This is a genomic window from Pseudomonas sp. IT-P100, from assembly GCF_949767185.1.
In the GTDB taxonomy this organism is placed as follows: Bacteria; Pseudomonadota; Gammaproteobacteria; order Pseudomonadales; family Pseudomonadaceae; genus Aquipseudomonas; species Aquipseudomonas fluorescens_B.
The window spans coordinates 77594-98545 of sequence record NZ_CATKQK010000055.1 but is presented as its reverse complement, the minus strand read 5'-3'; the positions used below and the strand labels follow the sequence as shown (position 1 = coordinate 98545).

Sequence of the window (20952 nt, the reverse complement as noted above, 5' to 3'; positions counted from 1 at the left end):
GCGCAAAGGTTGGAGGGTTATGATCGGTTAAATCGATCTGTCCCGAGCGTCCCAATACTGCTGGGCGGTTTCGAAGGCTTGCTCGCGCGTCTGGCCGAGGCCGCGCAAGGCGAGGGCCATGGTCGCGATCAGCGCCATTTGCGGGTAGCTGTCGACCACGTCGCCACGCCATACGGCTTTCAAATGTCCGCGGTCGAGCGAGGCGGGTTTGACGTGGCGCTGGCTCGACAGCTGTGGCCATTCTTCATCCCAGCTCTCGCCGCCGGTGGTGCCATACAAGTGGCTGTCGGCGTCAGGGTTGATCTCGATCTCGCCGCCATCGCCCTTGACCACGATCGCCGTGTCGCCGAGCAAGCCGCTGGCATCACGGTGCACCGCCTGATAGCCGGGGTGGAAAATGCTTTGCAGGCCACATCGAGCGCGCAACGGATTGAGAATGCGCGCCAGGGAATGGATCGGCGAACGCAGGCCGAGGGTGTTGCGCAGGTCGATCATGCGTTGCAGTTGCGGTGCCCAATCCACCAGCGGCATGAATGCGAGGCCGCCGTTGTCGAGGGCCGATCCGACCTGCTGCCAGTTGCGGCACAGCGGGATGTTCAACTCGTCCAGCAATTGCTCGCTGTACAGCCGCCCGGCGGTGTGCGCGCCACCGCCGTGCATGAAAATCCGCACGCCGTTCTGCGCCAGGCACTTGGCCGCCAGCAGATACCACGGCAGATGACGCTTCTTGCCGGCGTAGGTCGGCCAGTCCAGATCGACATTCAATGCCGGTGCCTGCAAACGATCACGCAAGGCTTCGGTGAACCCGGCCATTTCCTCGGCACTTTCTTCCTTGTGCCGCAACAGCATCAGAAATGCACCGAGCTGAGTGTCTTCGACCTTGTCGTCGAGCACCATGCCCATGGCTTCGCGTGCTTCCTCTCGGGTCAGGTCGCGGGCGCCGCGCTTGCCTTTGCCGAGGATCCGCACGAACTGGGCGAAGGGGTGTTCGGCGGGCGTTTCGAGGGTCAGCGCTGGGTAGTCGGTCATAAGCAATTCGTCGGTTTGGGCAGGCCCGCCAGTTTCGCGGCGAGTTTGGCAGGGGTGCCTTTGAACAGTCGGTTCAGGTGCAGGCTGTTGCCTTTTTCCGGGCCGAGCTTCAACGCGGTGTATTTGATCAGCGGGCGCGTCGCCGGGGACAGCTGGAATTCGGCGTAGAAGCTGCGCAGCAGTTCGAGGATTTCCCAATGGTCAGGGCTCAACTCGATGTCTTCGGCGGCGGCGAGGGCACGGGCTACTTCAGCGGACCAGTCGCTCAATTCAACCAGGAATCCATCCTTGTCCAGCTCGATGGCGCGGGCGCCGACGGTCAGTGAATTCATAGCCAACTGTTGACCTTGTCGTAGTGAATCGACAGTTCGACGAAAGCTGGATAGTCGATGGCCTTGGCGGTGTCAGGAATGTCCAGCGCGCGCGCCCGGGCATCTTCGGCCAGCACGAACAGCGTCGGGTGGCGAGCGTTCAGCGCGTCGCAGGGTACGGTGCCCGGCTGCAACGCGTACACCGCGTCGCCGGTCAGCAGCAGCGCATCGTTTGCACCGATCACGCGCAGGCAACTGGTCAGGCGATCGTCGCCGAACGGGGAATGAGACAACACATGCAAAGTCGACATCAGAGGGTGATCACCTGGTCGTAACGGTCAATGAGGGCGGTGATGTCGTGGGTGCTCAGCACCTGGGCTTCTTCGAGAGCCAGACCGGTCGGGTCCAGACCGCGTTCAGCGGCGCTGTCGCCACAGACGAAGAGGTCTTCGACGCCGAACATTGGCAACGCCTGCAGGTTGGCGCTCAGGTCTTTCTGTTGCAGGGCCCTGGCGTCCTGTTTCGCGGCGAGCTGGAACACGCCGTCATCGAGAAACAGCAGGCCGATCGGCAGGTCGAACGCGCCGCCGGCCAGCACGATGTCCAGCGCTTCCCGCGCGCTCGGCCCGGACCACGGTGCCTGACGACTGATGATCAGCAGGGATTTAGGCATGTCACGCACCTCCGAAGCAGATCAGGCGGTCGGCATCCTGCACCGCGTCATGCAACTGGCCGAGCCCGGACAACTCCCACGGCGCGCCGACGGCAATGGCCTCGCGCTGATAGCGCCCGGCTTCTTCTTCGTTCAACACGCCACGGCGCAGGGCGGCGGCGATGCAGACCACGCCGTCCAGCTGGTGCTCGGTGACGAAGGCGCGCCATTGCTTGGGCAAATCCAGCTCATCCTGCGGCGTGACCACGCTGCTGGAAGCGTTGTACACACCGTCCTGATAGAAAAACAGCCGGACAATTTCATGCCCACCGGCCAGCGCAGCCTGGGCGAACAGCAAGGCGCGGCGCGAGGAGGGCGCATGGGCGGCGGAAAACAGCGCGATGGCGAACTTCATGACGGACTCGATCAGCAAAACTGCGGCCATGATAAAGCTTTATCGCGGGTGCGGCTAAATCGATGTTGTCTATGCGGGCCTCGTCGCGGGCAAGCCCGCGATGAGGCCCGAACAGTCGATACAGGGTCAACGCGGCATATACCCCAACTGCCAGCGCCGCGGAACCTTCAACGACAGCGCCCCCAGCGCACCCGCCAGCAATCCGCTGACAAACAGCGCCTGGAGCCCGAGATGCTGTTCCAGCACGGCACCGAGCACTGCGCCGGCAAACATGCCGGTCCAGGGGATCAGTTGCACCCGCCATCCGTTGCGCCGCTCGCCGAGCATCCAGCGTCCCAGGCCGCGGCCGAAGCGCGACAAGGCGCCGGTGACATAGGTCAGCCCCACCGGCAGACCGTTCACTTCTTCGACGGCCGCATTGAGCATGCCCATGGCGATGATCGCTGCCAGCAGCGCCGGCAGTTGTTCGTCATAGGGCCAGGCCGCGGCCGCACACAACAGCATGGCGATGCACAGCAATAACGGCAGCGCCCGACGCCCGCCCACACGACTGACCACAATGCCCAAGGCATTACCGAGGATGAACGTCCCCACGAGCAGCAGCAGGCGCAACGTCAGGCCCATGTCGCCGTCGCTGATCGCCACGGCCAGGCGAGTGGTGTTGCCGCTCATGAAGGAGACGAAGTCGCCGCTGGCCATGAAGCCGATGGCGTCGGTCATGCCGGCGAGTACGGAGAGTGCGGCGACCAGCGACAGGCCGATACGCCCGCGCCATTTCTGGGTGTGCAGGTGCCCCGGACTGGCGCGGGTTGTGGAGGACGAAGGCAGCATCGGTGGCGGGATCCTTGATCGGTGACGGTTACGGATTCAATCCATATAACTCGCAATAGTCCCGCCAGTCCATCCCTGCCATTTCCGCTACTTCCTTGTGCACTTCCATGCGTTGGGCCTGATAATCCTCGGCCGTCGCGGCCGTCAGTTGCAGCGTCAGCTCCCAGGCGAACAAGCCCAGGCGCTCGGCCTCGGCTTCGAACGCTTCATGCAAGCGTTCGTCGCGAAATTGCGCCGCTGTTTCACCCTTGGCCTGGGCCAGCAGCGGGTTGAGGTTGTCGAGTTCGTGGCGCAGCTCGGGGCGCTCATCGAGAAACTTCCTCAGCGCCTGCTCGTGTTGCTGTTCGGTTGCCGCCATGGTCGCTCCTTGAGAATGGGTTACGAAGACTGCTTCTTGCTGGCCTTGGCCGCAGCGGCCAGGCATTCGAGGGCCCACTGCTCCGGGTAGGTCATCTGGATCGGCGTGGTTTCGCCCTTCACGGTGCGTTCGCCATCGAGGATGTAACGGATCCGCTTGTCGGTGACGCCGATTCGCTTGGCGATCCAGGAAGGCGTCTGACCGATCTGGCTGATCAGCTTGTCGGCGTATTCAGCGGTCGGTTTGTAAAACTCGGCGTTGGGTGTCATGGACGTTCCAGAAAAAATAGGCCCGGAAATAGGGGCGATACGGCGTTTGGCGCGACAGGGTGCGCGAATCGTTGCGCGGTGTCGCGGTATAAATGAAGTAAAGCAGAACGATACGCCTGCCCACGGTGATACAGTCCGCTTTTTCTTGATGAGCACATGCAATGCGAATTCTGATGGTGGCGCTGGCCGCAACGTTGCTGGCGGGATGTGCCGGTTCGGCAATGAACGAAGCCCGCACCGGAGCCCCGTACAAAACCCTGACGTCGGACAAGCCGGAAAAGGTCGTTGCCCAGTGCGTGCAGTTTTCCTGGCAGGACGAAGCGGTGTTCGGCGTCGATGCGGGCGCGTACCTGCAGCCGGGCAAGAAGGGCGGGTCGACTGTTTACACGCGTTCGGCGGAATCCTTTGTGGACATCACCGCGGATGCCTCGGGTACGACGTTGAGTTATTACGCCCGGCATGACGATTTTGTCGCCAAGCGCCGGTTGGCGGCACTGGCGACTTGCCTCTGATTTACTGAACACCGCAATACCCTTTGTAGGAGCCAGCAAACCGGCTCCTACAGGTTAGGCGTTGTTAATCAGGCGCTTCTGAAAGAAGAACCGCTTGTGCCCCGGCGGGTAATCAGCGATCTGGCCCAACTCGCTATACCCGAGCTTCTTGTAAAACTCCGGCGCCTGAAAATCGAAGGTGTCCAGCCAGATCCCCACGCACTCCTTCTCCCGCGCCAGGTCTTCGGCCATCTGCATCAGCCTGGAGCCTATGCCTTGTCCCCGGCCCTGTTCTGGCACCGAGAGCAATTCGATAAACAACCACTGATAGAAAAACCGGCCATACAGTCCGCCCAGGGTTTCACCCTGGTCATCGCGAACCATCAAGGCCAGCGGTTGCGCCTTGCCGTCACCCGCTTGCGCGACGTTGTAGGCGCGCAACGGTGCAAGGATCGCCTCGCGATCTTCCAGTGTCGGGTTTTGCAACAGTTCGATGCTTAATGTCATTGGCTACATCCTTATGGCAGTGAGGCACGAGCGTATCCGGGTCGCGACGTTTGTTCTATCCCCCCGACGAACAGAGGAACCGTCGCCAGCGCGCAGATGTCTAGCCTTTACAGCGTCATTCCAGAACGCAACCGATGAGGGCCACCTGCCTTGAACATTTTTGAAGCCTTGCGCGAAAGCCATGACCGCCAACGCACCTACGCCGATGCACTGATCAAGACCAGCGGCGACACCCCGGAACGCGTCGAAGCGTACAAACAGCTCAAGTCCGAACTCCAGGCCCATGAAACCGCTGAAGAGCGGCATTTCTATATGCCGTTGATGGAATTCGACAACGGTGTCGACCTCAGCCGCCATGCGATTTCCGAACACCACGAGATGGACGAAATGATGGAAGAGCTCGACGAGACCGAGATGTCGAGCCCTGCCTGGCTGGCGACCGCGAAGAAACTCTCCGAGAAGGTCCATCACCACTTGAAAGAGGAAGAGCAGAAGTTCTTCCAGATGGCCGGCAAGTTGCTCGACGACAAGCAGAAGGAAACGCTCGCCGGGCAATATGAGAGGGAATACAAGGCTCAACTGTCATGAAGGTCTTTTCGTCTAAGATGGGCGTCTTCTGACGATTTAAGGACGCCTTGTCATGCCGAACACAGCCGAACGGGTCAACATCATCGAGTCCCAGGTGCTGTCCCACGACTGGTATTTGCTGAAGAAAATCACCTTTGATTACCAGCGCAACAATGGCGAATGGCAGCGCCAGACCCGCGAGGTCTACGACCGTGGCAATGGCGCGGCGATTCTGCTGTTCAACCGAGAGAAAAAAACCGTCGTACTGACCCGGCAGTTCCGCTTGCCGGTGTTCGTCAACGGTCACGACGGTTTGCTGATCGAAGTGGCGGCGGGGTTGCTTGAAGGTGCCGCGCCGGATTCGCGCATACGCGATGAAGCGGAAGAGGAAACCGGATACCGCGTGCACCATGTGCAGAAGGTCTTTGAGGCCTACATGAGCCCGGGCTCGGTGACTGAAAAACTGCACTTCTTCATCGCCGAATACGACGCTTCATCGAAAGTCGGCGAGGGTGGCGGGCTGGAGGAAGAGACCGAAGAGCTGGAAGTGCTGGAGTGGTCGTTCGAGGCGGCGCTCGAGGCGTTTTATCGTGGCGAAATCTGCGATGCGAAGACCATCATGCTGTTGCAGCATGCGGCGATGAAAAACATCTTCTCGGCGTGAGTCATCCTCCCTGTGGCGAGCTCGCTGGCGCCGGGCTGCGAAGCGGCCCCAAAATCTTCAGTCTTATCCAGGATTTTGCCAGTGCTGCGCACTGGAGCGGGAGCAAGCTCCCTCGCCACAAAGGAGCGGGCGTTAATTCGAAAATAAATCGCCCATCCTGTTGGCGCCCGACCACTCGCATCCCTCCAGCGTCAGCAACAATTCCTTCGCCTCAAGCCCACCCGCAAACCCCGTCAGTTTCCCCGAGGCGCCAATCACCCGATGACACGGCGCAACAATCGAGATCGGGTTCTTGCCATTCGCCGCACCCACCGCGCGAACCGCGCTCGGGTTGCCGATCTGCTCGGCAATCTGGCTATAGCTGCGCGTTTCGCCGAAGGGAATGGTCAACAGCGCTTGCCACACCTTCTTTTGAAAATCAGTCCCGGTGAAATCCAGTTCCAGGTCGAAGCGATTTCGTGTGCCGGCAAAGTATTCCGTCAACTGCTGCCGGGCGCGAACCAGGATCGGGTTGTCCGGAGCTTCGCTGAGCGGGCCAAGCCGCACACGGTTCGGTTTGTCGTTTTCCCAGAGGATGGCCGCGAGTCTTGCACCGTTCGCGACCAGCTTCAATTCGCCGACCGGAGAGGCCAGGGTGGTGAAGGTAAACGTCATGCCGACGAACTCCAAAACGGGTGAACAGGGGACAAGCATACTGCCTCGTTGGGGAGGCGCAATACGCAATCCCAGCCATACTGCGTACTGCTCTTGACACGTTTTCTCTGTTTTTTACCGACCCTAAAAACAAAAAGAGACCGACTCATGAAGTTCGAACCTTTTGCCAAATCGCTCATCGCGACCTCCTTGGCGCTCAGTTGCCTGATGGCCCACGCGGCCTCCGTCGCGCCTGTCGCCGCCGAAAACGGCATGGTGGTCACCGCCCAGCACCTGGCCAGCCACGTGGGTGTGGATGTGCTCAAGAACGGTGGCAACGCCGTCGATGCCGCGGTCGCGGTCGGGTATGCGCTGGCGGTGGTGTATCCCGCGGCGGGGAACCTGGGTGGCGGCGGTTTCATGACCATTCAACTGGCGGACGGGCGCAAGACCTTCCTCGACTTCCGCGAAAAAGCCCCGCTGGCCGCCACTGCCGATATGTACCTCGACAAAGAGGGCAATGTCGTGCCGGATCTCAGCACCCGTGGCCACCTCGCCGTAGGCGTGCCGGGCACGGTATCCGGCATGGAGCTGGCGCTGAGCAAGTACGGCACCAAACCGCGCAAGGAAGTGATCGCCCCGGCCATCAAGCTCGCTGAAGACGGTTTCACACTGGAGCAGGGCGATGTCGATTTGCTGGAGTACGCCACCGACGTGTTCAAGAAGGACATCAAGGATTCCGGCTCGATCTTCCTGAGCAACGGCGAGCCGATGCAAGTCGGGCAGAAACTCGTTCAAAAAGACCTGGGCAAGACCCTGCGGGAAATCTCCGAGAAGGGGGCCGACGGCTTCTACAAGGGGTGGGTGGCTGACGCGATCGTCACTTCCAGCCAGGCCAACAAGGGCATCATCACCCAAGCCGATCTCGACAAATACAAGACCCGCGAACTGGCGCCCATCGAGTGTGATTACCGTGGCTACCACGTGGTCTCGGCACCGCCGCCAAGCTCCGGCGGCGTAGTGATCTGCGAGATCATGAACATCCTCGACGGTTACCCGATGAAGGACCTGGGCTACCACTCGGCGCAGGGCATGCACTACCAGATCGAAGCCATGCGCCACGCGTATGTCGACCGCAACAGCTACCTCGGCGACCCGGATTTCGTGAAAAACCCGATCGCCCATTTGCTGGATAAAAACTACGCGACCAAAATCCGTGCCGCCATCAATCCGCAAAAGGCCGGTGTGTCCCGCGAGCTCAAACCCGGCGTCGCGCCCCATGAAGGCAGCAACACCACCCATTATTCGATCGTCGACAAATGGGGCAACGCGGTCTCGGTGACCTACACCTTGAACGACTGGTTCGGCGCTGGCGTCATGGCCAGCAAGACCGGGGTCATCCTCAACGATGAAATGGACGACTTCACCTCGAAAATCGGCGTGCCGAACATGTACGGCCTGGTGCAGGGCGAGGCCAACGCCATCGCGCCGGGCAAGGCGCCGCTGTCGTCCATGAGCCCGACCATTGTCACCAAGGATGGCAAAGTCGTAATGGTGGTCGGCACGCCGGGTGGCAGCCGCATTATCACCGCGACCTTGCTGACCATCCTCAACGTGATCGACTACGGCATGAACATCCAGGAAGCGGTGGATGCGCCGCGTTTCCATCAGCAGTGGTTGCCGGAAGAGACCAACCTGGAAACCTTCACCACCAGCCCGGACACCGTGAAGCTGCTTGAAAGCTGGGGACATAAGTTCGCCGGGCCGCAGGATGCCAACCATATCGCGGCGATTCTGGTCGGAGCGCCGTCGCTGGACGGTAAACCGGTGGGCAAGAACCGCTTCTACGGGGCGAACGATCCGCGTCGCAACACCGGGTTGTCGCTGGGTTACTAAGGGTTGTGTTCGCAGGGGGGCGGATTTACTTTCTGTCCCCTGACTTACCGACAGATCAAGGAAGGAATCATGTCCACTGCACTGTTAATCATCGACGTCCAGCAGGCGCTCTGTGCTGGCGAGTACAAATGCTTCGAGATTGCGCGTGTCATCGACACCATCAACGGTCTCAGCACCCGCGCCCGACAGACCGGGATTCCGGTGGTGCTGATCCAGCATGAGGAAGCGGGCAGCCCACTGGCGCATAACGCCAAAGGCTGGCAACTGGCCGAGGGGCTGGACGTCTCGCCCAAGGATTGGCGTGTACGCAAGACCACGCCGGATTCGTTCTACCAGACCAACCTGCAAAAATTGCTGCCGAAGGAGGATTTCGAACGTCTGATCATCTGCGGTTTGCAAACCGATTATTGCGTCAACGCCACCGTGCGTCAGGCGCTGAAACTGGGGTACGACGTGGTGCTGGCGGCTGACGCTCACTCCACGGTAGACAATGGAAACCTCGCCGCCGAAGACATCATCGCCGAGCACAACAAGGACCTGGCGCATTTGACCGGCTCGGTGACGCGGATCGACGCGACGCCCGCGGCGGCCATCACGTTCTAGCGCCAGTGCCAGAACCGTTTTTTCACAGGAACCTGGCTTGCCGGCGATGGCGCATCCAAGGGCACCATCGCCGGCAACTCACCCACTTGCAACCGCTGCACCAACGCCTGAAAGCGTTCCGATGCCACCCAGTCGGGATCGGCGTCATCCACCAGCAGCATGATCCCCAGGTAATGTTCCAGGTGCAGCGTGATGACCTGCCCCTCGGCCTCCAGATCCCAATAACGCTGGTCCAGCCCGCTGGCCTGTACAACCCACGTTCCGTCGAGTGCTTGCCTCAATTCATCGGCGATCCGATCGAACAGCGCCCGGTCAGATGTATCGGACAGGTAGATCGTTGGCGCGGGTTTGGTCATGTCGGACTCCGGAAAGTCCCCTGACTTTACGTCAGCCACACACCTTGTGGCGAGGGCGATGCTGTTCACTTAAGCGCGGGCCCGGATCTATGTGAACGGAATTATGCGGCGTGAAGCTTGCCCTTCACTCCAAAGGGACGTGCAGCGCCCGGAAACGGAACTACACTCAAGAACCGTTCTCGGTTACGGCGTGATTGGCAATGACCTTGCCTGGATGAAGGCGAGCCCGTCGTGGATGCTCTTGCCTAAACCCGAAGCCCTCCGGTTCGGCACCGGTGAACAGGATCACGACAGATACCTGACGGTTTACAGCGTCATCGTCACGCCGTTTATCGACATTGCCCGACACACCACTGTTGTCTCATGGAGACCCTTCCCATGGATGTCCAGGTTCATCGCGCCGACGCCACTCACCTCGACAACGTTGCCAGCCTGTTCGACGCCTATCGAGGTTTCTACGGCCAACCCTCAAACCTGACGCAATCGCGTGACTTTATCGCCGAGCGCATCGCCCGGGATGAGTCGGTGATCTTCTTCGCCCAGGACGCCACCGGCGAAGCACTGGGTTTCGTCCAGTTGTTCCCGACGTTTTCCTCCATCGACGCGCATCGCACCTGGCTGCTCGGCGACCTGTTCACCGCACCCGCGGCCCGAGGCCGCGGGGTCGGGACGCAACTGATGAACACCGCGCGGACCTTCGCGTTGCTCACCGGCGCGAAAGGCATGACGCTGGAAACGGCCACGGACAATCACGGCGCACAACGCTTGTATGAATCATTGGGCTACGTGTGCGAAACGGGTTACTACACCTATTGCCTCGATTTGAAGCAAGGCTGATGCCTCACCGTTCCGGGAGATTCCAGCGTTCACGCAAGTGTTCGTATTGCGCCTCGGGCATTTGCACCAGCAGGGGCGACTGGCGAGGATCGAGCCAGTCGAACAAACGGGAAATGTCCGCCTGATCCATGGCCGTGCAGCCCGCCGTCGGTGAGGTCGGGCTGCGCCAGATGTGGAAGAAAATGCACGAGCCCGAGGCGGGGGACGCCGGTGTGTTGTGCTCGATGACAATGCCTTTGCGATAGCCTTCCTCGCTGCGCATGCGTTCGGCGCTGTTCCAGTCCTTTGCGATCTTCGAGCCGTCGACCAGTTCGTTGTAGCGTGCGGAGTGGCTGTCGTCGACGCATTCGATGGCCGGCGTCAAGGCGAGGTAAGGCAGTTTCGTTTCGGTCGTGTTGTCGTAGCCAAATGCCGTACCGAGCTTGAATACCCCGGCCGGCGCTTTGCCGTCACCTTCACGTTTGACCGGCCCGTCGCCTGGCTCATCGCTGCTCAAGCCCTTGCCCCAGGCCATGCCGTTTTTGCCGACCACGACCGCAAACGCATTACCCGATTTTCGAAAGGTTTTGCCGTCCCGTTCGTAGCGTTGGGCGGTGCCCTGGATGTCATCCCAGTTTTTGCTGGTGACCACAATCAGCTGATGGCTGGCGTCGAGCGCTTCGCTGGCGCTGAGCGGTGTAATCGGGAAATCCATGACCTCGTTCGGCGCTCCGGCGCCGGTGTAAGTGAAGTGCCACCACTCCTTCGAGTACCCGGAAAATCCTTCTTTTTCCATCGCACGGCTTAGCCGCTGACGATTGTCCTTCGCGGTCGCGTTGATGGTCGGGTTGGCGGTATGCGTCCGCTCATCGAAGCAGTCGAAGCCGGTGCCCATGTCGAGCGCGCCGTCGTGCCAGCGCTGGGCATAGGGCGCTGTGCAATCGACCTGCGTCGCCGAGGATGACCAGGTTGCGGCGGGCATCGCTGTCGGGCCGGTGAGTGTCAGGTCGACGGTGGAGCCGCGGGAGTGGTTCGACACCCGTGCCACATACCCCAGGCGCCAGAAATCCTGCTTGTCCACGCGTGGGTAGAACTCGGCCTTGCGTGGGTCGCCAGGAACGGAAGCGAAGCGGCCCATATCGGCAACTGCACGACTGGGCCGATAACAGTCGAACACCTTCAAGCCATAGCCTTGCACCTGCAATGACGCCTGCACCCGTGCCAGCGCTTTAGCCGCATCCAGCGTCAACAGACACTCGGCGGCGGCGTACCCGTCGAGTGGATGACCGGTGAAGTTGTGGGCGCTGGCGTAGCGGATGTCCTGCTCGATGGTGGGGGCGATCGTGCGCAGATAGACCATGTGTTCGGGCCGTGGCTCGGCGCTGGTCATGGCGGGAATGACGATAGTCAGGAGCAGCAGAGATTGCAGCCAGGATCGTGCGGTTTTGTAAGAGGAACCCATGCAATTTCTCCTGGGTAGGGCTGCACACTGCCGACCGACATCAGGCCGGTTGCTGCGCCTGATCGCCAAATACGGGCCTGAAGAAACTGCGCTCATAACTGAGGATGCATTTTGTCTCTTCGGCGAACTTGAACGCCGCGATGCACTCGGGATCTTTCATCGAGTCCTGGCGATAACGCTCATACGCGGCAAGGCTTGGAAAGCTGAACATCGCCATGGCGATATTGTTCGCGCCTTCGGACGGCAGGAAATAGCCGTGATGCTGGCCGCCGAATTTTTCAACGAGGGGAATCCACAACTTTCCATAGTGTTCGAACGCTGCGATCTGGTAGGGATCGAGTACATATTTCAGATAACAAGTGATCATGTCTTTGCTCTCTTGGGCTGGAAGATCAAGCGATTTTAAAGTGCGTCGTCCGACGCGATTTGCTGCACGTGCGCCACCACCAGGGGAATCTCCTCAGGGCTATCACGCTTGAGCCATTCGGCGGGGGGCGAGCCCACCACGTTCAGGAAGGTTCTGGAAAACGACGCTTGCGAACTGTACCCGACCGATGCAGCGATGACTTTGATTTGTACACCGTCGCGCAGCAAGTCCTGGGCGACTTTCATTCGCCACGCGGTGACGTAGCCCATCGGTGAGACCTCCATGATCCGGGTGAAGTACGCCGAGAATTTCGAGCGGGACATGTGAGCCAGCGCTGCCAGTTTTTCCACGGTCCAGGCGGCTTCGGGCTCTTGCTGAATGCGATTGAACACTGCGCCAAGGCGCCCGTCCTGCAAGGCATAGAGCAGGCCGCTGGAAATCTTTTGCTCGACGACGGAGCGGCGTACCAGCAGTACGAAGATGTATTCGAGCAACAGGTTGAGTGCCTTGGTTCTGCCGGGTGCCTGATCCTGGAATTCGCCGATCAGCGAGCCGATCACCGGGGCAATGTTTTCCAGGCCGCTGATGGGAAATACCAGCGTTTCCTTGAGGCCAAGGGGGAAGGGCTGGAGCGTGTTGCGTCCGAACTGGAAAGAGGCGCAGACCAGCTCGGCGCCCCGTGCTGAACTGGAACGCAACCGGTAACGGCAACTGCTCGGGCAAAACAGCACGCTGGGCTCGGCAATCGATATCTTCGGCAGGCCGGGCTGAATCATGTCGATACCGCCCTGGCTGATGACATGGATGAACGCCATGCCCGGTGGTTTGTCGAGCACGAGCGTGCCGTCGACCCGGCCGGAGAAGAACAGCCGGCCCTGGAGATGGGTGCGCTCGAAGAACTCGGAGAGGATATCCATGATAGGGACGACCGGGTAAAGACTCTGCACGTCCTGGCAAAAGCGAAGCTGTGCGCGGCAATAGGATGAAGTTCTCGCCGATGGTAGACAACGGCCCTCAGGGGCGCCATGGCGATATCGTTATTTCTGATTGTCGACTGGAGTCTACTGCCATGAGCAACCCCTCACCTCACATCGCCTCCCCGTACGCAGACCCGCTGGAACCGGCCTTGCCGGATCCCGGCATGAAACTGGACCTGAGCCGCGCCGCGCTGGTGGTGATCGATCCGCAAATCGACTTTCTCAGCCCCGAGGGGGTCAGCTGGTCCGTGTTTGGCAAAAGCATTGTCGAGCACGATACCGTCAAGCACATTGGCCAGCTGTTTGCTGCAGCAAAGAGTGCCGGCATCACGGTCGCGGTTTCCCCGCATTACTACTATCCGTGTGACCACGACTGGCATTTTGGCGGGCCGCTCGAGAAGGTCATGCACAGCATCTGCATGTTTGATCGCAAGGGGCCGTTGAGCCTCGACGGTTTCGAAAACTCCGGCGCCGACTTCATGCCCGAGTACAAACCCTACATTCTTGATGGCAAAACCCTTATCGCTTCACCGCACAAGGTGTACGGCCCGGAAACCAACGACCTGGCGCTGCAATTGCGCAAACATGGCGTTTCGCAGATCATTCTGGCCGGCATGGCGGCGAACCTCTGCGTCGAGTCGCACCTTCGTGAACTGCTGGAACTCGGTTTCGAAGTGGCGGTGGTTCGGGACGCGACGGCCGGCCCGACAACCCCTGAAGGCGATGGTTATCTGGCGGCGTTGATCAACTATCGCTACATCGCCAATGCCTTGTGGAGCACGGCGCAGACGCTTGAGTTTCTTGGTCGCGGGAACCCATGAGGTAGACCGTGCGATCGGGCATGAAATAACAGAGGCGGCTCATTCGAGCCGCCTCTGTTGCGTGACTACCCGCGTACGGGCAATTTCCAGCCTGGCCGGATGAAGTGACAGGTGTAGCCGTCGGGCAGGCGTTCGAGGTAGTCCTGGTGTTCCGGTTCGGCTTCCCAGAATGGTCCGGCCGGGGTGATTTCGGTGACCACTTTGCCAGGCCAGAGGCCAGACGCTTCGACGTCAGCCACGGTGTCTTCGGCAATCTCCCTCTGCTTGTCGCTGAGGTAGAAGAGGGCAGAGCGATAGCTGGCGCCGACATCGTTGCCTTGGCGATTCGGGGTCGTCGGGTCATGGATCTGGAAGAAAAACTCGAGGATCTGGCGGTAACTGATCTGCTGCGGGTCGAACACAATCTCGATCGCTTCCGCGTGGTTTCCGTGGTTGCGATAGGTCGCATTCGGCACATCGCCTCCTGAGTAACCCACTCGTGTGGACAGCACGCCGGGGTAGCGCCGCAGCAGATCCTGCATGCCCCAGAAGCAGCCGCCGGCCAGAATGGCGGTTTCGGTTTGCGTCGTCATAGACGGTCATTCCCCTCAAAGTGTTGACACGCTACTGATTGCCGATCGGGCTGTTGAACTGGCCGGAGTAGCTGCCGTCCATCAGCGAGGATGCCACCCGATCCGATCCTATACCACTGCGGGAGTATGCCAGACGAACAGCACCGACGTGATCAGCGCCATCCGACGCCAGGGCTCGTGTCGCTGCAGCCCAGGCACCGGGGGGCAGCACCCTTGTTGCAAGACCCATACAACCCCGAAAAAGTTTTCATGACATTCTCCACAATCCCTCAGCCATGGAGCCATTGAACACGCCCCGTCATCTGATGCTGGACGGCACAACGCCTGGGGTCTTGGCTGGTTACGTTTGCGATTGGCACGGGCGCGCTTTGGCGCGCACGGGTGTCGAGGGATTTCCTGACACAGAGAAGACGAACTGAAGAAGTATAAGGCTGTGGTGGCGATTGTTCAGAACCGGTGACCACCGGTGCGGATACCGCACTTGGCAGACCTTAAAACCGAGCGCAAACAGCGCAGGCGCAATGAAAATCCGCCTGACCCAATTTCAAAAACCACGACCCTCCATACCTCTACGCGACAACCCTTATCCCTCTACGAAAATTACTTTCGCCTCGTTTGAAAATCGCTCTTCGAAATGTTTTATGAGTTTCACAACCCATTCGACGTGACCCTTTCGAGGAGTACCGCATGACCCTGTCCTTCGGCTATTGGCTGCTGGTGTATGCCGCCATCGCCATCATTGCCCTGATCGTTCTGATCGCCCGTTACCGGCTTAATCCCTTCATCGTCATCACCCTGGTGTCCATCGGCCTCGCGCTGCTGGCCGGCATGCCGCCGTCCGGGGTGGTCGGTGCCTACGAGGCCGGCGTCGGCAAGACCCTGGGGCATATCGCGCTGGTGGTGGCGCTGGGCACGATGCTCGGCAAGATGATGGCCGAGTCCGGCGGTGCCGAGCAGGTGGCGCGCACCTTGATCGACCGTTTCGGCGAGAAGAACGCGCACTGGGCGATGGTCTGCATCGCGTTCCTGGTCGGGCTGCCGTTGTTCTTCGAGGTCGGTTTTGTGTTGCTGGTGCCGATCGCCTTTACCGTGGCGCGCCGCGTCGGGGTGTCGATCCTGATGGTCGGGTTGCCGATGGTCGCGGGTCTCTCGGTGGTGCATGCCCTGGTGCCGCCGCACCCGGCGGCGATGCTGGCGGTGCAGGTGTATGGGGCGTCGGTCGGGCAGACTTTGATGTATGCGATTCTGATCGGCATTCCGACCGCGATCATCGCCGGTCCGCTGTACGCGAGGTTCATCGTGCCGCGCATTCAATTGCCGGCGGAAAACCCGCTGGAGCGGCAGTTCCTCGAACGCGAACCACGCGACAGCCTGCCGGGTTTCGGCATCACCATGGCGACCATTCTGCTGCCGGTGGTGCTGATGCTGATCGGCGGCTGGGCCAACCTGATTTCCACGCCGGGCAGCGGCTTCAACCAGTTTCTGCTGTTCATCGGCAACTCGGTGATCGCCTTGTTGCTGGCAACCTTGCTGAGCTTCTGGACCCTCGGCATCGCCCAGGGCTTCAACCGCGAATCGATCCTCAAGTTCACCAACGAATGCCTGGCGCCGACCGCCAGCATCACCCTGCTGGTCGGCGCTGGCGGCGGGTTGAACCGGATTCTGGTGGACGCCGGGGTGACCGATCAGATCGTCAGCCTGGCCCATGAATTTCACTTGTCGCCGCTGCTGATGGGCTGGCTGTTCGCCGCGCTGATGCGCATTGCCACTGGCTCTGCCACCGTGGCCATGACCACCGCGTCGGGCATCGTCGCGCCGGTGGCCATTGGGCTGGGCTATCCGCATCCGGAGTTGCTGGTGCTGGCGACGGGCGCGGGGTCGGTGATCTTTTCCCACGTCAACGACGGCGGCTTCTGGTTGATCAAGGAATACTTCAACATGAGCGTCGCCCAGACCTTCAAGACCTGGACCGTGCTGGAGACCATCATTTCCGTGGTCGCCTTTGCGTTGACCGTAGGTCTTTCCTATCTGATCTAGCTCGAACCCTCCGATCGCTCTCCAGTTTCAACGCTCATGGTCACCCATTGGGCGCGTCATCGTGCGCGCCGGTGTTGGGTATCAGCGGCGGATTGCGGTCGGGCAAAACTTAAAAACCATAAAAAAATCACCCTGGAGCATCGTATGTTCAAGCGAGCAATCCCCACCGCACTCTTGTTGGCCACCGGTTCGATCTGCGCACAGGCAGCGGACTCTGGCGCGCACGGTTTTCTGGAAGACAGCAAAGCCAGCCTCTCGATGCGCACGCTGTATTTCAACAGTGATAACCGCGATGGTGCGGCGGATCCCTCGAAAACCGAGGAGGCTGCGCAGGGTTTTGTGCTGCGCTACGAGTCCGGGTTTACCCAAGGCACGGTCGGTTTCGGGCTCGATGCTCAGGCGCTGCTGGGGGTGACATTGGACAGTGGTGCCGGGCGCCACGTCGGTAGCGGCATGATCCCGACGGAGGGCGACGGTGCAGCCGAAAGCTGGAGCAGCTTCGGTCCCACGGCGAAGATGCGTATTGCGAAGACGGAGTTCCGCTACGGCACGTTGTTGCCGAAACTGCCGATCCTGCTGTCGAACGATGCCCGCGTCTTGCCGCAATCGTTCACCGGCGCCCAGATCACGTCGAATGATATCGATGGGCTGATGCTGACCAGTGGTGTGCTTGAACATGCGGTCGGTCGTGCTTCGACGGACCGGACCGGTTTGTCCGTACCGGGCGCCACACAGGACAGCAACAAGTTTTACTTCGCCGGGGGTGATTACTTCATCACCAAGGATCTGAAAGCACAGTATTACTTCGCGCAGATGGAAGACTTCTATAACCAGAATTTCTTCGGTCTGACCCATGTACTGCCGATCGACAGCAAGAGTTCGTTCACCACTGACCTGCGTTACTTTCGCACCACGTCGACCGGGGCCAACAGTTCCGCCGCTGGCCGCGCACAAGGCTACCGCGCTTCCGGTTACACCGAGGACAACAATGGTGAAATCGACAACAACACCTGGGTTGCGATGATCACTTATATGAACGGTGGGCACTCGGTGTCGCTGGGCCATCAGCAGGTGGGTGATGGCAGTAACTTCGTCCAGCCCAACCAGGGCAGCCTGGTTGATAAAGGGGCGGGTGGCGGCAGTGTTTATCTGCCGACGGACCGCATGATCCAGAGTTTTACCCGTGCGGGTGAGCAAACGAACTTTGGTCAGTACACCTATGACTTCGCGCCTTTGGGCGTGCCGGGCCTGAAAGCGTCGATCGTGTATTTGAAGGGGACTGATATCAAGGTTCGCAACGCCGGTGATCAGTCAGAGTGGGAACGCGATATGACCCTGGATTATGTGTTGCAGTCGGGGTCGCTCAAGGGGCTTGGGTTCAGTGTGCGCAATGGCAAGTCGAACACTGATGCGGGGCGTAATGTTGACCAGAATCGCTTTATCATCAACTACACCTTGTCGCTGTTGTAAGCGCCGGGCGAATAAGAAACCCGATCTTGTTTGCGATGCCTTTTAACCGGGGTTTAGCGTTCGAGTATTGGGTGAATATCCGTTTCTGCGGTAACGGCCGCCTTACAGCGAGTCATTTGGAAAAGCCCCACGTAATGGCCTCTCGAGGGGCCAGCACCTGGCTCTTCATGTGTGCGCATTCCCCCCTGTGGGAGCTAGCAGGCTAGCTCCCACAGGGGATTGATGTCCGGCATTGCATCGGGTTACGCCGCCGGTGATTCGGCCGGACCCAACCAGGTCGGCGCGGCTAATTGCCGTCGGCAACCTTGCGTTCTATCTCGTCGATTTTGCGCTGCAGTTCCTCGGCGTCCTGCTCTTTGGTTCGGGTGGAAGAGGGCGTGATGGCTTGATCGACACCTCCGGCTTCACCGTTTCTGTCCTGCACATCCCGCTCGACCACATTCACCGGTTTGCCCGACGAATCGATGGGCGGAGCGTTTGACGTCGTTTGCGATTCGAGTGCGTTATCACGGTCATCACTGTTCATGTCGCGTACCTCCGTTTGCCTTCACATTGGATGCGACGGTTACCCACGAGTTCGAGATTTTTTGCCCACGATAGTCGCCCCCTCACCTCTGGTCGGGCGTGATGAACCTGTGTCGCACCCGATCGCTCCATTCAGAAACGACCGTGGAAACAGCCGCCATGAATTCATTCAGAAACCTGCTGACGAGAACCCAGGAGCAAAAACTTCGGGCCCTGGATGCCTGGCACCGTACGCTCGAAAACTGCTCGCTGCGCATGGACTGCCCGGATGCCTACCATGAGGAACTGCTGCGGCAGGCGGATGAAATGGATCGCCAGGGCATCATCGATTGGGAGGAGTGGCGAGACTTGCGCACGAAGGGCGACGAGGCTTATCTGCGTGCGGTCGCGGGGGAGGATTACCACGGTCGATGAAGCGTAGACCGGCTGAAAAAAAAACGGGATTGGAGCGTGTGCCCCAATCCCGTTTCTTCCATTATTTACCGGTCGACAACGGTGGGGTTCGAGGCGGGATTTTGCGCTTCGATCCGCTCGATTCAAACGCCGAGGCAACACGCAGCAGCGCCGAATCGTCATAGGCACGACCGGCAAAGGTCAGCCCGACCGGCATGCCGATATCCGGCATGATGCCCATCGGCACAGTGACCGTTGGAACACCGAGGTGACGGATGGCGAGGTTGCCGTTGGCGACCCAGACACCATTGCTCCACGCGATGTCGGCGGAGGCCGGATCGACATCGGCATTCGCTGGCGCAACGTCAGCCACCGTCGGGAACAGCACCGCATCGAGGCCCAGCCGGTCCATCCAGTCTTCAAGGTCGATGCGACGGGTCTGTTCAAGTCCGCGCAGCCCATCGGGAACGGTAGTGATCTGGTCCCACGGCGTGATGCCGCGCTCGGCCATCCGCACGTACTCGTCCATGCCCGCGACGAGGTCGCCTTCGCGGTTGGGCAGGGTGCCCGGGTCGTGGGGGAAAATCAGCGGCCCGTCGACGTCGACCAGGCGGTTCAGTTTCGGATCGCCGTTGGCCTGCAGGAAATCATCGAACGCCCAGGCCGTCAGGTCCCACAACTCATGATGCAGGAACTCTTTCGACACCAGGCCCCGGGTGAACACTGTCGGCGCGCCCGGACGATCACCCTCGCAATTGGAGACCAGCGGAAAATCGACTTCGATCACTTCGGCGCCCGCGGCTTCGAGTGCCTTGCGTGCCTCTTCCCAGAGAGCAATCACTGAAGGCCGGGTGTTGATGCGTTGCCCCGTCGGCCCACCGATCCCCGGCGCCTCGCTGGTGCCGGCGTCGGGATCGGCGTTGATGAACATGCGCGGAACACCCAGGCGCTTGCCGGCGAGGGCATCGGGCTTCGCCGCCAGTTCGGCATAGGAAGCAGGGCGCACCGAGGTGACACTCGGAATCGGCACCCAGGGCTGCATCCGCCACAGGTCGCCGCGGGTATCGGGGTCTTCCGCCACCACCACGTCGAGCACTTCGAGCAGGTCAGCCATGGTTCTGGCGAACGGCACGACCACGTCCATCGTCGGCGTCAGCGGCCAGTTGCCGCGCACCGAAATCACCCCGCGGGACGGCGTATAGGCGCACAGCCCATTGTTCGAGGCCGGGCCGCGACCGCTCGACCAGGTTTCTTCTGCCAGGCCAAATGCCGCGAAACTGGCGGCGGTGGCAGTGCCTGCGCCGTTGGACGAACCGGAGGCAAAAGGCGCGGTGAGGTAGTCGGCGTTGTACGGACTTTCCGCACGGCCATAAACGCCGCGCTGCATGCCGCCGTTCGCCATCGGTGGCATGTTGGTCTTGCCCAGGCAGATCGCCCCGGCGGCGCGAAGCCGTTCGATGGTGAACGCATCGCGATAGGCAATCAGGTTGGCGAAGGCGGGACTGCCAGAGGCGGCGGTCAGCCCTTTGACCAGGTAACTGTCCTTGGCCGTATAGGGAATGCCATCGAGTGGCCCCAGCGTTTTGCCCTGCGCTCGCCGGCTATCGGAAGCCTGCGCTTCCTTGAGCGCCTCGGGATTGCGCACCACCACCGCGTTGAGGGCGGTGGGCGTGTCGGCGCTGTCGTAGGCGTCGATTCTGGCGAGATAGGCCTGGACCAGTTCCACTGCAGTGGTCTGGCCGGATTCGAGCGCCGCGCGCAGTTCGGCAATGGAAACCTCGGTGACCTCGATCATGCTGTTACCGCCGTTTTGATAGGGAAGAAGTGAATGCGCGGCATGGTATGTCCAATGAAGGGGTTGTTGCCAGTGCCGGGGCGTTTTATGGCCGCGGGATCCCACCCTGCACTGAGGGCTTTTTCGGCCCTTGAG

At 60.6% G+C, this 20952-nt stretch carries 27 protein-coding genes and 1 pseudogene; 11 read left to right on the top strand and 17 right to left on the bottom strand.

Annotated elements, in window-relative coordinates:
- Window positions 1–27: 27 nt before the first annotated feature.
- The 8 genes from ACM6IQ_RS24405 to ACM6IQ_RS24370 form a co-directional block, all read right to left on the bottom strand.
- Window positions 28–1029: a glycosyl transferase family protein gene (locus ACM6IQ_RS24405; protein ID WP_414880066.1), complete on the bottom strand. Its 1002-nt coding sequence runs from the start codon at window positions 1027–1029 to the stop codon at window positions 28–30.
- Window positions 1026–1361 (bottom strand): TusE/DsrC/DsvC family sulfur relay protein, encoded by a 336-nt coding sequence (locus ACM6IQ_RS24400; protein WP_414880065.1) that lies wholly within the window; start codon window positions 1359–1361, stop codon window positions 1026–1028. Before ACM6IQ_RS24400 ends, ACM6IQ_RS24405 begins: the two co-directional genes overlap by 4 nt.
- A complete protein-coding gene (gene tusB / locus ACM6IQ_RS24395; protein ID WP_017339579.1) occupies window positions 1358–1651 on the bottom strand; it encodes a sulfurtransferase complex subunit TusB in 294 nt (97 codons plus the stop codon). The genes ACM6IQ_RS24400 and tusB overlap by 4 nt, the downstream gene beginning before the upstream one ends.
- A complete protein-coding gene (gene tusC / locus ACM6IQ_RS24390) occupies window positions 1651–2013 on the bottom strand; it encodes a sulfurtransferase complex subunit TusC (RefSeq protein WP_414880064.1) in 363 nt (120 codons plus the stop codon). Before tusC ends, tusB begins: the two co-directional genes overlap by 1 nt.
- A 1-nt stretch (window position 2014) precedes the next feature.
- The gene (gene tusD / locus ACM6IQ_RS24385) at window positions 2015–2407 is read right to left on the bottom strand and encodes a sulfurtransferase complex subunit TusD (RefSeq protein WP_031319020.1); all 393 of its coding nucleotides are present in this window, start codon (window positions 2405–2407) and stop codon (window positions 2015–2017) included.
- A 126-nt stretch (window positions 2408–2533) separates the two neighbouring features.
- Entirely contained in the window at window positions 2534–3238 is a 705-nt protein-coding gene (locus tag ACM6IQ_RS24380; RefSeq protein WP_414880063.1) for a YoaK family protein, read from the bottom strand.
- A 28-nt stretch (window positions 3239–3266) separates the two neighbouring features.
- Entirely contained in the window at window positions 3267–3596 is a 330-nt protein-coding gene (locus tag ACM6IQ_RS24375) for a DUF6388 family protein (RefSeq protein ID WP_017339575.1), read from the bottom strand.
- Between the two features lie 20 nt (window positions 3597–3616).
- On the bottom strand, window positions 3617–3865 hold the full coding sequence (locus ACM6IQ_RS24370) for a hypothetical protein (protein ID WP_150582959.1): 249 nt from the start codon (window positions 3863–3865) through the stop codon (window positions 3617–3619).
- A 161-nt stretch (window positions 3866–4026) separates the two neighbouring features.
- Here ACM6IQ_RS24370 and ACM6IQ_RS24365 point away from each other — a divergent pair, with 161 nt between their 5' ends.
- Window positions 4027–4377 carry a hypothetical protein gene (locus ACM6IQ_RS24365; protein WP_414880062.1) on the top strand — a complete coding sequence of 117 codons (351 nt, stop codon included), beginning with the start codon at window positions 4027–4029 and terminating at the stop codon, window positions 4375–4377.
- Window positions 4378–4431: 54 nt separating this feature from the next.
- Here ACM6IQ_RS24365 and ACM6IQ_RS24360 read toward each other — a convergent pair whose 3' ends face one another.
- Complete coding sequence (locus ACM6IQ_RS24360; protein ID WP_414880061.1) at window positions 4432–4863, bottom strand: GNAT family N-acetyltransferase; 432 nt, start codon at window positions 4861–4863, stop codon at window positions 4432–4434.
- Window positions 4864–5013: 150 nt separating this feature from the next.
- Here ACM6IQ_RS24360 and ACM6IQ_RS24355 point away from each other — a divergent pair, with 150 nt between their 5' ends.
- Window positions 5014–5451, top strand: coding sequence for a hemerythrin domain-containing protein (locus tag ACM6IQ_RS24355; protein ID WP_017339571.1), 438 nt, complete (start codon window positions 5014–5016; stop codon window positions 5449–5451).
- A gap of 52 nt (window positions 5452–5503) precedes the next feature.
- Window positions 5504–6094 carry an NUDIX domain-containing protein gene (locus tag ACM6IQ_RS24350; RefSeq protein WP_414880060.1) on the top strand — a complete coding sequence of 197 codons (591 nt, stop codon included), beginning with the start codon at window positions 5504–5506 and terminating at the stop codon, window positions 6092–6094.
- Between the two features lie 132 nt (window positions 6095–6226).
- Here ACM6IQ_RS24350 and ACM6IQ_RS24345 read toward each other — a convergent pair whose 3' ends face one another.
- Window positions 6227–6748, bottom strand: a complete 522-nt coding sequence (locus ACM6IQ_RS24345) for a methylated-DNA--[protein]-cysteine S-methyltransferase (RefSeq protein WP_017339569.1) — start codon at window positions 6746–6748, stop codon at window positions 6227–6229.
- Between the two features lie 147 nt (window positions 6749–6895).
- On the opposite strand from ACM6IQ_RS24345, the gene ggt reads away from it, so the two are divergent.
- Both ggt and ACM6IQ_RS24335 read left to right on the top strand, forming a co-directional pair.
- Window positions 6896–8623 (top strand): gamma-glutamyltransferase, encoded by a 1728-nt coding sequence (gene ggt / locus ACM6IQ_RS24340; RefSeq protein ID WP_414880059.1) that lies wholly within the window; start codon window positions 6896–6898, stop codon window positions 8621–8623.
- 69 nt (window positions 8624–8692) lie between these two features.
- Window positions 8693–9226: a cysteine hydrolase family protein gene (locus ACM6IQ_RS24335; RefSeq protein ID WP_414880058.1), complete on the top strand. Its 534-nt coding sequence runs from the start codon at window positions 8693–8695 to the stop codon at window positions 9224–9226.
- Here ACM6IQ_RS24335 and ACM6IQ_RS24330 read toward each other — a convergent pair.
- The gene (locus ACM6IQ_RS24330) at window positions 9223–9582 is read right to left on the bottom strand and encodes a DUF3630 family protein (RefSeq protein ID WP_017339566.1); all 360 of its coding nucleotides are present in this window, start codon (window positions 9580–9582) and stop codon (window positions 9223–9225) included. The two genes, ACM6IQ_RS24335 and ACM6IQ_RS24330, sit on opposite strands and share 4 nt — an antisense overlap.
- 247 nt (window positions 9583–9829) lie before the next feature.
- On the opposite strand from ACM6IQ_RS24330, the pseudogene ACM6IQ_RS24325 reads away from it, so the two are divergent.
- Window positions 9830–10060 (top strand): annotated as a pseudogene (locus ACM6IQ_RS24325) (hypothetical protein); the annotation flags it as partial.
- Entirely contained in the window at window positions 9961–10419 is a 459-nt protein-coding gene (locus ACM6IQ_RS24320) for a GNAT family N-acetyltransferase (protein WP_017339565.1), read from the top strand. The pseudogene ACM6IQ_RS24325 and the gene ACM6IQ_RS24320, both read left to right, overlap by 100 nt.
- 4 nt (window positions 10420–10423) lie before the next feature.
- Here the strand turns inward: ACM6IQ_RS24320 and ACM6IQ_RS24315 are convergent, their stop codons facing one another.
- Genes ACM6IQ_RS24315 through ACM6IQ_RS24305 form a run of 3 tightly spaced genes read right to left on the bottom strand, consistent with a single transcriptional unit; the run spans window position 10424 to window position 13144 of the window.
- Entirely contained in the window at window positions 10424–11860 is a 1437-nt protein-coding gene (locus ACM6IQ_RS24315) for a M15 family metallopeptidase (protein ID WP_414880057.1), read from the bottom strand.
- A gap of 40 nt (window positions 11861–11900) precedes the next feature.
- On the bottom strand, window positions 11901–12227 hold the full coding sequence (locus ACM6IQ_RS24310) for an NIPSNAP family protein (protein ID WP_017339563.1): 327 nt from the start codon (window positions 12225–12227) through the stop codon (window positions 11901–11903).
- A 35-nt stretch (window positions 12228–12262) separates the two neighbouring features.
- The gene (locus tag ACM6IQ_RS24305; protein ID WP_414880056.1) at window positions 12263–13144 is read right to left on the bottom strand and encodes an AraC family transcriptional regulator; all 882 of its coding nucleotides are present in this window, start codon (window positions 13142–13144) and stop codon (window positions 12263–12265) included.
- 152 nt (window positions 13145–13296) lie between these two features.
- On the opposite strand from ACM6IQ_RS24305, the gene ACM6IQ_RS24300 reads away from it, so the two are divergent.
- Entirely contained in the window at window positions 13297–14025 is a 729-nt protein-coding gene (locus ACM6IQ_RS24300) for a cysteine hydrolase (RefSeq protein ID WP_017339561.1), read from the top strand.
- 65 nt (window positions 14026–14090) lie between these two features.
- Here the strand turns inward: ACM6IQ_RS24300 and msrA are convergent, their stop codons facing one another.
- Window positions 14091–14597 (bottom strand): peptide-methionine (S)-S-oxide reductase MsrA, encoded by a 507-nt coding sequence (gene msrA, locus ACM6IQ_RS24295; protein ID WP_017339560.1) that lies wholly within the window; start codon window positions 14595–14597, stop codon window positions 14091–14093.
- Window positions 14598–15284: 687 nt separating this feature from the next.
- Between msrA and ACM6IQ_RS24290 the strand changes: the two genes are divergently transcribed.
- Together ACM6IQ_RS24290 and ACM6IQ_RS24285 are read left to right on the top strand one after the other, a co-directional pair.
- Window positions 15285–16634 (top strand): gluconate:H+ symporter, encoded by a 1350-nt coding sequence (locus ACM6IQ_RS24290; RefSeq protein WP_052909684.1) that lies wholly within the window; start codon window positions 15285–15287, stop codon window positions 16632–16634.
- 144 nt (window positions 16635–16778) lie between these two features.
- Window positions 16779–18104: an OprD family porin gene (locus ACM6IQ_RS24285; RefSeq protein WP_414880055.1), complete on the top strand. Its 1326-nt coding sequence runs from the start codon at window positions 16779–16781 to the stop codon at window positions 18102–18104.
- A 286-nt stretch (window positions 18105–18390) separates the two neighbouring features.
- On the opposite strand, the gene ACM6IQ_RS24280 is transcribed toward ACM6IQ_RS24285, so the two are convergent.
- Window positions 18391–18630: a hypothetical protein gene (locus ACM6IQ_RS24280; protein WP_414880054.1), complete on the bottom strand. Its 240-nt coding sequence runs from the start codon at window positions 18628–18630 to the stop codon at window positions 18391–18393.
- 158 nt (window positions 18631–18788) lie between these two features.
- Between ACM6IQ_RS24280 and ACM6IQ_RS24275 the strand changes: the two genes are divergently transcribed.
- Window positions 18789–19043 (top strand): hypothetical protein, encoded by a 255-nt coding sequence (locus ACM6IQ_RS24275; protein WP_017339313.1) that lies wholly within the window; start codon window positions 18789–18791, stop codon window positions 19041–19043.
- 61 nt (window positions 19044–19104) lie between these two features.
- Here the strand turns inward: ACM6IQ_RS24275 and ACM6IQ_RS24270 are convergent, their stop codons facing one another.
- A complete protein-coding gene (locus ACM6IQ_RS24270) occupies window positions 19105–20817 on the bottom strand; it encodes an amidase (RefSeq protein WP_414880053.1) in 1713 nt (570 codons plus the stop codon).
- Between the last annotated feature and the right edge of the window lie 135 nt (window positions 20818–20952).